This window comes from Hydrotalea sandarakina, assembly GCF_003254115.1.
Taxonomy (GTDB): domain Bacteria; phylum Bacteroidota; class Bacteroidia; order Chitinophagales; family Chitinophagaceae; genus Hydrotalea; species Hydrotalea sandarakina.
The window spans coordinates 26,983-40,066 of record NZ_QKZV01000004.1 but is presented as its reverse complement, the minus strand read 5'-3'; the positions used below and the strand labels follow the sequence as shown (position 1 = coordinate 40,066).

Genomic DNA, 13,084 nt, shown 5'->3' with positions numbered 1-13,084 from the left:
TCAAGTTGTATTAATTCATGAATATATCTGCCCTTTCATTAAAGCGTCCCGTATTGGCAACGGTAATGAACCTCATTATTATTTTATTTGGTATAGTGGGGTACACATTCCTGGCCGTACGCGATTATCCGGCAATTGATCCGCCAATCATCACCGTTTCAACGAATTATACCGGTGCTAATGCCGATATTATTGAAAGTCAGATTACAGAGCCGCTTGAAAAGCAAATTAATGGGATTCCCGGTATTCGTTCCATTTCATCAACCAGTAGTTTAGGCAGTAGCCAAATTACGGTTGAATTTAATTTAGGTACTGATTTAGAAGCTGCTGCAAGTGATGTTCGCGATAAGGTGGGCCAGGCACAACGCAGCTTACCCCAAGATATTGATGCGCCACCGACTGTTTCTAAAGCTGATGCAAACAGCGATTTTATTTTGATTCTTGCTGTACAAAGTCGCACCAAAAGTTTATTGGAACTTAGCGATTATGCAGAAACCGTTTTGCAACAACAATTGCAAACCATTAAAGATGTAAGCGCCATTAACATATTTGGCCAAAAGCGTTATGCCATGCGTATTTGGTTGAATCCATCTAAAATGTTGGCACATAATGTGGCTTTTACTGATATAGGTGATGCATTGAAAACTGAAAACATTGAACTGCCACCCGGTAAAATATATGGTAATAATACGGAAATGGTTATTCGTACCATGGGTAGGTTAACCAATGAACAACAGTTTCGTGATTTAATTATAAAAGAAGATTCAACAGGAATTGTTCGATTAAATGATGTGGCTCGTATTGAATTAGGTCCTGAAAATTTGGAACAATCATGGAAATACAATGGCGTCAATGCAGTAGGGTTAGCCATTATTCCGCAACCCGGTGCCAATAACATTGAAATTGCCAATGAATTTTACCGTAGATTAAAACAAATTGAAGCATCTAATAAATCCGATATTCAGTTTCATGTATTAATTGATAATACGGTAAACATTCGTAAAAGCCTTGCCGAAGTAAAAGAAACTTTACTCATTGCCTTTGGGCTTGTGGTATTGGTTATTTTCTTTTTCTTCCGTAATTGGTTAATTGCATTGCGCCCATTAATTGATATTCCCATTTCATTAATTGGAACTTTCTTCGTAATGTATATTGCCGGGTTTTCCATTAATATTCTTACTTTATTGGGCATTGTATTGGCCACGGGTTTGGTGGTTGATGATGGGATAGTTGTTACAGAAAATATTTTCAGAAAGTTAGAAGAAGGAATGCCCATTCGAAAAGCTGCATTAGAAGGCAGTAAAGAAATTTTCTTTGCAGTTATTTCAACCTCTATTACACTTGCAGTGGTGTTTTTGCCCGTTATATTTTTAGAAGGTTTTGTAGGGCGTTTGTTTAGAGAGTTTGGTGTTACTTTAGCAGCTGCAGTGCTAATTTCTGCTTTTGTTTCGTTAACCATAACACCGGTACTAAATGTTTACTTAAACACAAAAAATGCACATGAAGGATGGTTTTATAAAAAAACAGAACCATTTTTTACAGGCATGGAAGCATTGTATCAACGTGCTTTGAAAGGATTTATGAAAATTAGATGGATGGCCTGGGTAATTGTTGCCATTTGTTTAGTTATAATTGGCTTGCTCATGCGCAATTTGCAATCGGAATTGGCACCCGTTGAAGATCGCAGCAGTATTCGCTTCGTAGTTACTGCACCTGAAGGAACCAGTTATAATTACATGGTTAATTTCATAGATAATTTTGCTAATTATTTATACGATTCAATTCCTGAACGCGATTTTGTATTTGCTCGCACACCTGCTGGTCCGGGTAGTAATACATCACAACCCCGTTTAGGTTTAATAGAGCCAAATTTGCGAACTCGCAGCCAGGCAGATATCGTAAATGATTTACAAAAAAAATTACCTCAATTTAATGATGCCCGCATTTTTGCCATACAAGAACAAACCATTTCCGTTGGTTTGGCTTCAAGAGGGTCATTGCCTATTCAATTTATTATTCAAAATCAGGATTTGAATAAGTTGAAAAGTATTTTACCGCAATTTCTGGAAGAGGTGCGGAAAGATAAAACCTTTGCTAATGCCGATGTAAACATAAAGTTTAATAAGCCTGAAGTTAGATTAACGGTTGATAGAATGAAGGTGAAAGATTTAGGATTAACTACGGCGGATGTGGTGGGTGCCATACAGGCTGCCTTTAGTGGGGGTAGGTTGGCTTATTTCATTATGAATGGTTATCAATATCAAGTAATTGCACAAATTGACAGAGAGGGTAGAAACAATCCGGACGATATAAAGAATATTTTTCTTCGAACAAAATCGGGCAATGTAGTTCCATTAGATGCAGTAGTGCATTTAGAGGAAAACAGCAATCCGGCTACGTTATATCATTTTAATCGTTATAAATCAGCTACCATATCGGCATCATTGGCAGAAGGTAAAACCATTGGTGATGGAATCAATGCCATGCAAAATATTGCCAACCGCTTGTTGGATGAAACGTATCACACTGCTTTAAATGGCCCATCCCGCGATTATGCTGAAAGTTCATCCAACATCTTATTTGCATTTATACTTGCGTTAATACTCATTTATTTGGTGCTGTCTGCACAATTTGAAAGTTTCTTGGATCCATTCACCATCATGTTAACGGTGCCTTTGGCATTAGCCGGTGCTTTATTAAGCTTATTTATTTTCCATCAAACCCTTAACATCTTTTCTGAAATTGGAATGATTATGTTAATTGGATTGGTAACTAAAAATGGGATCTTAATTGTGGAATTTGCCAATCAAAAACGCGAAAATGGATTAGCTAAAGAAAATGCGGTGGTACAAGCTGCTACACAAAGGCTGCGCCCCATTTTAATGACCAGCTTAGCTACCTCATTAGGTGCATTACCCATTGCACTCAGTTTAGGTGCTGCATCCACCAGTCGTATTCCTTTGGGTATTGTGGTTGTAGGCGGAATTCTGTTTTCGTTAATTTTAACCTTGTTTGTTATTCCGGCCGTTTATACGTATATCTCAGGAAAACATCAACAAAAACAGTTTGAAATTATTGAATAACTTTTCTGTTGAATTTCATGAAAACTGATGCACATCAGTATTTTTTACCAATGGCAGCTTCTAAATTTGTACCATGCGTTTAGATATTGCAAACATTCGAAAGGATTATAAACTTCAATCGTTAAACGAAAGCGATTGTGCCAACAATCCATTTGATCAATTTGAAAAATGGTGGCAACAAGCAATACACAGTGAAATTGAGGAAGTAAATGCCATGACTTTAGCTACTGCCACTAAAACCGGATTACCCAGTGCCAGAATTGTGTTGTTGAAAGATTACAGTAAGGATGGCTTTGTTTTTTTTACAAATTACAACAGCCACAAGGGGCATGAATTAGCTGAAAATCCACATGCTGCATTAGTGTTTTTTTGGAAAGAATTGGAAAGGCAAATTCGTATAGAAGGAATAGTTGAAAAAGCATCGGTTGAAGAAAGTGATACTTATTTTCAACAAAGGCCCGAGGGCAGCCGCATTGGCGCATGGGCTTCGCCACAAAGCCGGATAATTAAAAACAGAGAAGAGTTGGAGCTTGCTGTTCAAAAATTCACACAGCAATATGAAGGTGGATTTATTCCTCGTCCCGATTTCTGGGGAGGTTATTGCGTAAAACCCGTTATGATGGAGTTCTGGCAAGGCAGGAGTAATCGATTGCACGATAGAATTCAATATAATTTACAAGCTAATGGCAGTTGGGAAAAAGTACGTTTAGCACCTTAACGGTTTGGTATTGACTAAGCATAACAAATTCTTCCCAAAAACATAAACGTTTTTCCCTAATTTATAAATGCTCGCTTTAATGGAGGGTTAGTTTCGCATCACTTAATTAACCCTTTATGGCTTATAATTTTTTGTCGAATAAATCACTGCGTAATTGGCACCGTGATATTGGCTATTTCTTTGTAGGATTGATTATTGCTTTTGCTGTTTCAGGTATTGCACAAAACCACCGAAAACTTTGGAAGCCCGATAAATATTTGTATGAATATAAGAAGTTGTCATCTGCATTTTCAGGCGCGGCACATAGTATTCAAAAGCAGCAGCTGCAAGCTTTTGGCGACGCACAACAATTGGGAAAACTTTTGCGTTCAGATTCCAGAAATGATAGTACTGTGGTGGCTGTTTTTGCCAATGCAGATATAACGATACATTTGGAAAATGGCATGGTTGAAATGAACTTATGGAAACCCAAACCGGTGTTGGCGCAAATGGCATTTTTACACAAGTTTACGGGCAACTGGTGGATTTGGTATTCTGATATATTTGCCCTTGGTTTAATTTTTATTACCGTTAGTGGTATGTTTTTAATGCGTGGGAAGTATAGTTTCAAAAAAAGAGGTTGGTGGTTGGCACTTATGGGCATAATTTTTCCCATTGCTATTTTGGTTTTGTTTTACCAATAACAATGGGAAATAAATTGGTGCAGTTGAATGTGAATGTTTATTTATTGAAGCAGTTGTCTAATTTCGGGGCTGGTATAATCGCCCATACCCACTTGTTGATGAATAATTTTACCGTTAGCATCAAAAATAAATGTGGTAGGAATGCCTTCAACATTGAATAATTGGGGTAGTTCCTGTGCAGGATAATAAACCGGAAGCGTGTATTTTTTATCTTTTACATACTGTAAAGCTTTATTGAAATCATCATCCATTGAAAGAAATACAAAGGCAACTTTGCTGCTATCAGTTGTGCTGTATAAGGTTTGTAACGAAGGCATTTCAGCGCGGCAGGGCGGGCACCAGGTAGCCCATAAGTTCACCAATATTTTTTTTCCTTTAAAAGCATCTTTTAAATTCACAACTTTCCCGTTGGCATCTTTTATGCTAAAGGTCGGCAAGGCATCAGCGTTGGTGTTATTGTTGGCTGTAGTTGCATTGCTTGTACTTGCATTGGTGCTTTGTACAGGTTCATTACTCGATTGATTGTTTTTGCAGGCAGTTAAAGTGATTCCTGTCGTTATCAGTAGTATTACAAATCCGTTTGCAAAAAATTTATTGTGTAACATGTTGATGATTTTTTAAATAAAATGAATTTATTGTGAATTGGAATTGCATTGTGCACAAAGGCCTTTAATTAAAACATCTGTTTGTTGAACTTTAAATCCTTTGGGTAAAACTATTTTGGGTGTGCTTATATGGTCTAAACAAACTGTAGTGCTGCATTGGTTGCATATAAAATGAATATGGTCATCATGGTGGTGTCCTTCTGAACAATCATCTTTGCACAATGCATATAATATTGAATTATCGGGGCTTGGTATGGTGTGAATTAATCCTTTTTCTACAAAAATTTGTAACGTTCTGTAAATAGTTACCCTATCAAACTGTTCCCCGGTTTTTTCTTCAATAGCAGCATGGGTTAATGCGCCGTTCGCTTCATGAAATAATTCTAAAATAGCTGATCGACAAGGTGTAATACTTAAATTGTTCTTCCTTAATATGTCGGCAAAAATGTTATTCATAAAGCGAGTTTATCATTTATCGTAAAGCAGTACCGGGTGTTGGTTCATTCAATAATTGTTCAATATCGTGTTTTAATTTTTCAATTTCATCTTTTTTTAGCGTGTCATAAACCTGACCTCGTACTATACCATTTTTATCCACCAATGCAACAAATTGCGTATGAATAAAATCATCTTTAATATCGTTCACGGTATTTTTGGGATCATCTATACCATAGCTGTAACGAGCCATTTTGTATAAGCTATCCTTTCTTCCCGTTAAAAACTCCCATTTTTGGGTATTTACTTGCATAGAGTCGGCATAACGTTTCATTTTTGGAACAGAATCATTGTCAGGATCACAAGTATGCGACAATATCATAAAGTCGGGGCGGTTTTTAAACTGCTCATATACTTCTTTCAAATTGTTGTTCATTCTGGGACAAATGCCTTTGCAAGTGGTGAAAAAATAGTTTACCACATATACTTTTCCTTCTACGTCTTTATTGGTAACAGGTTTACCATCTTGGTTTGTAAATTGGAAAGGTAACACTGTGCTTCTTTCTGTAAGCGTGCTACGTTGAAACATATCGGTTACCCGTGATATTACGAACATAAAAACCGCCACTAACCCAATAAAAAACACGGAATAAATTATCAGTTTCTTCTTGTTCATGAAAATGAATTAAATAGATTGCAAATTTACGCCTTCACGTCGGCTAAATGGTGTTGAAGATTTTTTTGTTTTGTTAATTTTGCAACATTGTTGCAATGTTCTTATCTTTGTGCCATGTTTTTGAAAAAGGTAAATTGGGATGTAGTGGGAATTATTACTTCTGTTGCCTGTGCCATTCACTGTGCCTTGCTGCCAATTGTATTAACCAGTTTGCCCCTATTAGGTATAGAAGTAATTCATAACCGAGCATTTGAGTATTTTATGATTGGATTGGCTTTTGTTATTGGTGCATTTTCTTTACTGCGGGGTTATTTATACAAACACCACCAATTGAAGCCATTGGTAATTTTCTTAATTGGTATTCTTTTTTTAGTTGCCAAACAGTTTTGGCATAAATGGGAAGTGGTATTATTAATACCTGCCGTCATTTTTATTGTTTATGGCCATTTGCTTAACAATAAAACCTGCAACTATAAACCTGCGGTTAATGTTACCAAGTAATGTTTTAGCTGTAGAAGTTTAACTTATGACCACATCATGTAAGTTAAAACGGAGTGTCTTCCTTCCGAAAGTAATATTTATCCAGCCCTAAATTACGCATGTATTGTTTGTAGCATTGTTCAACATAATACCCAAATTCAAGATCGTTCAACATTTTCAAAATATCATAGTCCGGCCTGTATTTTACCATAAAACTGTCTAACTGTGGAGATGTAAGGCCGGTAATTTTTCGAACAAAACCTTTATTAAACCGATGGTCAATGTATGCATCTTGTTCTTGTTGAATTAAGCGTCGTTGCAATGATTCAATGCTTTGGTTTCGTTTTCGCCGAAATAAATTAATAATTTCATCTAAATCTAAACCAACTGTAACACTGCCGGGGTTGTAACCCGATGGGCCATTGCTTAAACGAAGTCCCGGTTTTCTGAAATTGAATATTTTGGCATAATCCTGTCTGTTTTGAATACTATCCAGTTTATAGCTTCTATTGCGCACACTTACATCGGGCAAGTTAAAGGCGTTTAAAAATATTTGTACATCGAATGCTTCAGTATTACTAATTGTATCTACCGGGTATTTCATGGTGGTTTTATTAATCAATGAAAACCAAATAGAATCATGCGGAAATACCGTAATGCTGTATTTGCCTAAAGAGTCGGTTAAAGTTCCTTTGCCGGATGATGTTAACACGGCAACCGCTTCTATTGGACGACGGGCTGTTATGTCGTAAACAGTCCCTTTAATTGTGAATGCCTTTGAAGGCTGTTGTGCGTGGGCTTCAACAATGGCAAAAATGAGTAGAGATAGTAAGTAAATATATTTTGTCAAACTGTTCAATTGGTTTGTAATATTAAAGCCAAATTAACTAAGATGAATAGCTTTCAGCAGGAATTAACATGTTATTTAAAAATTTTAAGCCCGGCCGGCTAAGGGCTAAAATTTTTGTTCAATAATTAATGGAAGCATTTTTCGCCAAGTGGGCCAATCGTGTGGAATATCATTACCCCAAATTTCTAAATCATTCCAAATGCCTTTGTCCCATAGTACTTTGGAGAACCTTCTGCTTGCTTCCGGATCTTCATACGCACCTGAACCTGAATAAATATGAATATGGTGACTGGCTTTAATTTTATCTAAAAACCAAGGGTCGGTAAGGTTGGGTATATAATGTTGCGGGCTGTTGTAATATACTTGTTCATCCCAATAGCCTTTTGTGTATTCTGTTAAGTCGTACACACCACTCATGCTTATAGCACCGTTAATGATATCGGGGCGTTTTAAAAATAAATTCATGGCATGTAATGCGCCAAAACTGGCGCCACAAGTAAATATTAAGGTGTTGTTACTGGTATGCCTGCGTATATAGGGAATAACTTCATTATGAACATATTCATTAAACTGATTCTGACGAATGGCTTTATGCGCAGGTTCCATATTATCGTTCATCCAGCTTTGGTTGTTCATGCTGTTTATGCTAAATACTTTTATTTTCCCGGCATGAATATGGGGAGAGAGTGCATCAATTAATTGAAATCGTTCATATTCTAAAAAATCAGCAGCAGCAGTAGGTATCAGCAGTAAAGCAAATCCGAAATAACCATAAGTTGCAATGGGCATTTCTTCTTGCAAAGCGGGACTAAACCACGATGTTATTTCTTTTACCATAAATGCAAGTGGTTTATAAACAAGTTCTTTTTATTTCTTTCCAAACTTCCCTATAACATTGAGCGGCATAGCTACTGGAAGCAAAGGTTTCCAGTGGTGCTTGGTGAATACCCATTTTTTCAATATCGCTTAAATAGGGAATATAATTTTTTAAAAAAAGTTTGTCTTTATAAAATTCATGCATGGTTTCATGGTGTAAATTCTTTCTATGGTCAACCATGCTAAAGAAACATTTTATTTTATCGCTATTTATATCATTGTCTTTAAAAAACTGCAATACAGTTTCGAATGATCGAATAGATAAAGTTGTGGGAATATTGGGCATTAAAATCCAATCAGCTGCGTAAAAAATAGCTTCATGCAAAATAGAAAGTCCCGGCGGGCAATCTATAATTATTATATCAAATGCTTTTTTAAAACTGTTTAATAAAGCGGCTACTTTCTTTTTAAACTGTTTCATTTCGTTGAGTAAAATATCTGCATAGCGGGCAGAAATATCGGCCGGTATAACCGATAAATGATCATAAGCGGTTGGTAGTACTACTTCCGTTATATCTATTTCTTGCAATAAAATTTTCTTTGATTCATTTTTGGTAGTAGCTGAAGCACCCAAATAAAACGAAGCAGAACCTTGTGGGTCTAAATCCCATACCAAAGTTTTTTTCCCTTCTTGTGCAGCTAAATAAGCAAGGTTAACGGCTGATGCGGTTTTGCCAACACCCCCTTTCAGGTTATAAAATGCTAAACTGACCATAGTTTAAATATACAAAACATTTGAATGCATCAAATATTCCATACAATTTTTTTGCAACTATGGTTTTAAATGTAATTGCGCTAATTATTAAGAGGTTGAATACACAATGTTACACTGCACAGCAAAATAAACCGTGTAAACTTAAGGAAGGGTAATAAAGGATACTTTTAGCGTAGATTACATTAAATTGTTATCTATGGCATATTTAATCAATTCAGCATTATTGTGTACGTGCATTTTGCTTAAAATACGGGCTTTGTAAGTACTAATGGTGTTGACACTTAATGATAATGCTTCTGAAATTTCAGAAATGGTTTTGCCTTTTATAATAAGTTGCAAAACCTGAAATTCCCGGTCAGATAATTGTTCGTGTGGGGCTTTTTCAAAATCATCTCCGTAAGCTTCCGCCAGTATTTCGGCAACTTCCGGTGTAATGTATTTTTTTCCGCGCAGTAAAGTATTAATGGCTGTTAGTAATTCTTCGGGTGCGCTTTCTTTGGTTAAATATCCCGATGCGCCTGCTCTAATGGCTCTTAGCGCATATTGCTCGGGTGCATGCGTACTTAATACTAAAATGGGAATATGCGGACTAATATCTTTAATTTGCTTTATGGCATCAATGCCTGAGAGACCGGGCATGGAAATGTCGGAAATAATTATGTCCCACTTTTGTTTCATTACTTTTTTAATGAGGTCTGTACCTTCAGAAACTTCTTCAATTTCTGCAGAAGGGAAGGCTTTTTCCAAAATCATAATCAAGCCCTTTCGTAAAACATTGTGGTCGTCCGCTAAAATTATTTTCATATGAATATTTTATTTTACAAAAATTAGTGAAACATACACATCAATCTTTAAGGCTTTTTAAAGTTAAATGGGTATTTTCACAGGTTTTGTACCTTTTACAAGGGTAGCGCTTGCAAATGTATTTACTTCGAAAGATAATTAGGCCTGGATATTATATAAGTGGCAAGTTACAAACTTTTTTTGAGGTTTCAAAATATATAAGAAAATTATTAAATAAAGGAGGCTGAAAAGAAAAAAGGCATCTCTAGAAAGAGACGCCCATAAATCCTATATCCTATGAAAAACCAAAACGTTTTTAACCCCCTAAACCAGAAACATTCTGATATTCAATACCGCAAATTTGAAGTATTTTACTGATTAAATTATTCACCCAATAGTATGATTTTGAAAGCCTGAAATCGCCATTGGTAAAAGCATTGTACAGCTCATTCAAGCATAAAACAGCAAATGAAATTGAATATGGGAAAGTTCAGACAATTCCTGCAAAGTTGCTTGTGTTAATACTAAATCCAATTGCGCAATTTTGCTATGGCTGCCGTTCTGGAAGTAACTTCTAACTTGCCATAAATATTTGCAATATGTGTTTTGATGGTATTGACAGAAAGATAAAATGACTCCGCCATTTGCTGGTTCGTTTTGCCATCATAAATGGCATTTAAAATTTCGAATTCACGTTCGCTAAGTGGTTTCACCAAATGTTTATTAATGGCTTTTAATGATAAACTGGGATATGCAGCATTGTGTTGTTGTGCATGGTTATGTAAGGCAATTTCCAGGTTTACCAACACATCTTTTTCGTCAAATGGTTTTACTATATATCCTGCAGGAATGGTTTTAATGGCGCGTTCCAATGTCAGTCTATCGGCATGTGAGGTAAGATACACAAATGGTAATTTATACTTGGTATTAATTACACCGGCCAAATCAATTCCGTCTTTCTCTTCATGCAAATTAATATCCAATAAAATGGCATCCGGCAAATTGGTTTCCAATTCTTTTAACGCATCAAATGTATTGTATGCAATGCCCGATACACAAAAATCAAGATTGGTTAAACATTGAGCAATATCGGCAGCAATTAAAGGCTCGTCTTCAACAATTAAAATTTTAATTTCACTCATATACAGCAGTTTTGGTGTGGTAATTGGGAATAATTAATGTTATTGTTGTACCGTTTGTGCCATCAATATACAACTCTGCTTTTAATTTTTTGATAAATGAATCAATTAATTGATAGCCCATGGTACTCAAATGCTTAAAATCAATTTCATTAGGCATTCCAATACCGTCATCTTTTACTTGCAAAATTAATTTGTTTTGCCAGGTATGCAAAGTAACCTCTAAAGTGCCTTTTTCACGGCCTTTAAAGGCGTATTTCAAAGCATTACTGATTAATTCATTCAATATTAAACCAATGGGTATTAAATAATCAATCTCTAATTGAATAGGGTCCACTTCCATTTTTAATTGAATGTTTGCTTCATCAATATTGTACGAGCTAAATAAATTGTTGATGAGTTTCTCAATATACTCGTGCATATCTATGCCGGCAATATTGCCTTCTACATATAAATTTTGATGAATGATGGCCATGGCTTTCACTCTGTCTCTTGCCTCTTTTAATGCAATTAAAGCATTTTCATCTTGTATGGTTTTGCTTTGCAGGTTCAGTAAACTGCTAATTACTTGTAAATTATTTTTTACTCTGTGATGAATTTCTTTTAGTAATACTTCTTTATCAGCCAATGATTGTGTAATCAATTTATTTTTCTCTGCTAATTCATGGTTTAATTTTTCTTTATTAAAATATAAAAGCAAAATACTTCCCAAACTAAATACCAATACAATTAGCCCTATGCTATAAAAAATGATGATGTTTTTTTTGTCTTTTAATGCTAAGCTTTTTAACTCATTGTCCTTATTTAAAATTTCTATTTGTTGGTCTTTTTGTTTTGATTCGTATTTGGCTGCCAAATCATTTAGGTTGCGAATATTTTCTTCTGTTCTTAAAGAATCGGTTACTGATTTATATGATTTGAAATACAGTAATGCATTTGAAAGATTGCCCTGGGCTTCATATGCATCGGCTAAGTTTTTATAATAGTAACTATACAATTCAAGTTTGTTATTGTCGCCAACCGAAGGTAATTGAATGCCTTGTTCTGCATAGCTAATAGCTAATGCATAATTGTGTAACCCAAGGTATGCATCGCTCAAGCCTAATAATAAATAGGAATAAACAGTAACATCTTTTTCTATATTATTATAACTTTCAATTTTTTTAAAATATTCCAAAGCTTTGTTATAATCCTGCATTCCATTATAGCAAAACCCCATATTTAGATAGGCATTTTTAAGCAAATTTGGCGATGAGGCAAACTTGGCATAGTTGATAGAGAGGTGTAAAAAATGTATGGCACTGTCATATTTTTTTTGTCGTTGATATACGTCTGCCACGTTACTGTAAATATTGGCTAAGTCATTGGTATCTTTATGTGAAACGTAAATTTTTAATGCTTCATTCAAATGAAATAAAGCATTTTTATATGCTTTTGTTAGGCTGAATAGAATGCCTATATTATTGTGGGTATCTGCAATTTGTAATACATTCCCAATTTTCGTTCTGGTTTCTAATGCTCTGTAATGCCAAAATAAGGAACTGTCCAGTTGTCCTTCTAAATAATAAGATAAGGCCATATTGTTTTGTGCATTGCCCAGTCCCTCTTCATCATTTTCTTTAATACTTAAATAAATTGCTTTTTGCAAAAGTGCTCTAGACTTTTTAAAATCGCGTTGTAAGTCGTATGCTTGTGCTAAGTTGTTTAATACTTTTGCCAGTAAAATTTCATTAGGCACTTTATTGCTGAGTAGTAAGGCCTCTTCACCATACAAAACGGCTTTTTGCGGATCGATAGATAAATAGCTGAAACATAGTTTATATAACCCCTCAATTTTAATGCTATCTGTTGTGCCATGGAATGCCATAGCTTCCAACGAATCTAACGACGGAGCCTGACCGAAGGATGGAGGATGACAAACAAACAAGCAAATGAATAAAATGCCAATCAGCTTCATGTTTCAAAAATATGGGGTATGGGGTTTTATTAATGTATAACAATATACATCATTTAATATTATTTTGAAAAAAGCTATTGTGTT

The 13,084-nt window shown here is 35.3% G+C and carries 13 protein-coding genes; 4 read left to right on the top strand and 9 right to left on the bottom strand.

The genetic code is table 11. From position 1 onward, the window contains the following. Positions 1–17: 17 nt before the first annotated feature. The 3 genes from LX80_RS07240 to LX80_RS07230 all read left to right on the top strand — a co-directional run bounded on the left by LX80_RS07240 (position 18) and on the right by LX80_RS07230 (position 4,484). Positions 18–3,083, top strand: coding sequence for an efflux RND transporter permease subunit (locus tag LX80_RS07240; RefSeq protein WP_111294762.1), 3,066 nt, complete (start codon positions 18–20; stop codon positions 3,081–3,083). Positions 3,084–3,156: 73 nt separating this feature from the next. Next, positions 3,157–3,801, top strand: a complete 645-nt coding sequence (gene pdxH / locus LX80_RS07235; protein ID WP_111294760.1) for a pyridoxamine 5'-phosphate oxidase — start codon at positions 3,157–3,159, stop codon at positions 3,799–3,801. A gap of 116 nt (positions 3,802–3,917) precedes the next feature. Beyond that, a complete protein-coding gene (locus tag LX80_RS07230) occupies positions 3,918–4,484 on the top strand; it encodes a PepSY-associated TM helix domain-containing protein (RefSeq protein WP_111294758.1) in 567 nt (188 codons plus the stop codon). Positions 4,485–4,525: 41 nt separating this feature from the next. Here LX80_RS07230 and LX80_RS07225 read toward each other — a convergent pair whose 3' ends face one another. The 3 genes from LX80_RS07225 to LX80_RS07215 are packed head-to-tail and all read right to left on the bottom strand — an operon-like array spanning position 4,526 to position 6,200. Continuing rightward, positions 4,526–5,089: a TlpA family protein disulfide reductase gene (locus LX80_RS07225; protein ID WP_111294756.1), complete on the bottom strand. Its 564-nt coding sequence runs from the start codon at positions 5,087–5,089 to the stop codon at positions 4,526–4,528. 27 nt (positions 5,090–5,116) lie between these two features. Next, complete coding sequence (locus tag LX80_RS07220; protein ID WP_111294754.1) at positions 5,117–5,545, bottom strand: Fur family transcriptional regulator; 429 nt, start codon at positions 5,543–5,545, stop codon at positions 5,117–5,119. Positions 5,546–5,561: 16 nt separating this feature from the next. Continuing rightward, positions 5,562–6,200, bottom strand: coding sequence for an SCO family protein (locus LX80_RS07215; RefSeq protein ID WP_111294752.1), 639 nt, complete (start codon positions 6,198–6,200; stop codon positions 5,562–5,564). A 114-nt stretch (positions 6,201–6,314) separates the two neighbouring features. Between LX80_RS07215 and LX80_RS07210 the strand changes: the two genes are divergently transcribed. Further along, positions 6,315–6,701, top strand: a complete 387-nt coding sequence (locus tag LX80_RS07210) for a MerC domain-containing protein (protein WP_111294750.1) — start codon at positions 6,315–6,317, stop codon at positions 6,699–6,701. Between the two features lie 43 nt (positions 6,702–6,744). On the opposite strand, the gene LX80_RS07205 is transcribed toward LX80_RS07210, so the two are convergent. The 6 genes from LX80_RS07205 to LX80_RS07180 form a co-directional block, all read right to left on the bottom strand. Then, positions 6,745–7,530 (bottom strand): peptidase associated/transthyretin-like domain-containing protein, encoded by a 786-nt coding sequence (locus tag LX80_RS07205; protein WP_111294748.1) that lies wholly within the window; start codon positions 7,528–7,530, stop codon positions 6,745–6,747. A gap of 105 nt (positions 7,531–7,635) precedes the next feature. Then, on the bottom strand, positions 7,636–8,367 hold the full coding sequence (locus LX80_RS07200) for an esterase family protein (RefSeq protein WP_111294746.1): 732 nt from the start codon (positions 8,365–8,367) through the stop codon (positions 7,636–7,638). Between the two features lie 13 nt (positions 8,368–8,380). Continuing rightward, a complete protein-coding gene (locus tag LX80_RS07195; RefSeq protein WP_111294744.1) occupies positions 8,381–9,121 on the bottom strand; it encodes a ParA family protein in 741 nt (246 codons plus the stop codon). Positions 9,122–9,298: 177 nt separating this feature from the next. Then, positions 9,299–9,925, bottom strand: a complete 627-nt coding sequence (locus tag LX80_RS07190; protein WP_111294742.1) for a response regulator — start codon at positions 9,923–9,925, stop codon at positions 9,299–9,301. A 503-nt stretch (positions 9,926–10,428) separates the two neighbouring features. Further along, complete coding sequence (locus tag LX80_RS07185; protein WP_111294740.1) at positions 10,429–11,046, bottom strand: response regulator transcription factor; 618 nt, start codon at positions 11,044–11,046, stop codon at positions 10,429–10,431. Next, the gene (locus LX80_RS07180) at positions 11,039–13,000 is read right to left on the bottom strand and encodes a tetratricopeptide repeat-containing sensor histidine kinase (RefSeq protein ID WP_111294738.1); all 1,962 of its coding nucleotides are present in this window, start codon (positions 12,998–13,000) and stop codon (positions 11,039–11,041) included. Before LX80_RS07180 ends, LX80_RS07185 begins: the two co-directional genes overlap by 8 nt. Positions 13,001–13,084: the final 84 nt, after the last annotated feature.

Excerpts from the sequence above, each read along its gene's own strand:
- LX80_RS07210 (WP_111294750.1), top strand. The coding sequence starts at position 6,315 with ATGTTTTTGAAAAAGGTAAATTGGGATGTAGTGGGAATTATTACTTCT.
- LX80_RS07230 (WP_111294758.1), top strand. The coding sequence starts at position 3,918 with ATGGCTTATAATTTTTTGTCGAATAAATCACTGCGTAATTGGCACCGT.
- LX80_RS07215 (WP_111294752.1), bottom strand. The coding sequence starts at position 6,200 with ATGAACAAGAAGAAACTGATAATTTATTCCGTGTTTTTTATTGGGTTA.
- pdxH (WP_111294760.1), top strand. The coding sequence starts at position 3,157 with ATGCGTTTAGATATTGCAAACATTCGAAAGGATTATAAACTTCAATCG.
- LX80_RS07220 (WP_111294754.1), bottom strand. The coding sequence starts at position 5,545 with ATGAATAACATTTTTGCCGACATATTAAGGAAGAACAATTTAAGTATT.
- LX80_RS07185 (WP_111294740.1), bottom strand. The coding sequence starts at position 11,046 with ATGAGTGAAATTAAAATTTTAATTGTTGAAGACGAGCCTTTAATTGCT.
- LX80_RS07225 (WP_111294756.1), bottom strand. The coding sequence starts at position 5,089 with ATGTTACACAATAAATTTTTTGCAAACGGATTTGTAATACTACTGATA.
- LX80_RS07240 (WP_111294762.1), top strand. The coding sequence starts at position 18 with ATGAATATATCTGCCCTTTCATTAAAGCGTCCCGTATTGGCAACGGTA.
- LX80_RS07180 (WP_111294738.1), bottom strand. The coding sequence starts at position 13,000 with ATGAAGCTGATTGGCATTTTATTCATTTGCTTGTTTGTTTGTCATCCT.
- LX80_RS07200 (WP_111294746.1), bottom strand. The coding sequence starts at position 8,367 with ATGGTAAAAGAAATAACATCGTGGTTTAGTCCCGCTTTGCAAGAAGAA.
- LX80_RS07195 (WP_111294744.1), bottom strand. The coding sequence starts at position 9,121 with ATGGTCAGTTTAGCATTTTATAACCTGAAAGGGGGTGTTGGCAAAACC.
- LX80_RS07190 (WP_111294742.1), bottom strand. The coding sequence starts at position 9,925 with ATGAAAATAATTTTAGCGGACGACCACAATGTTTTACGAAAGGGCTTG.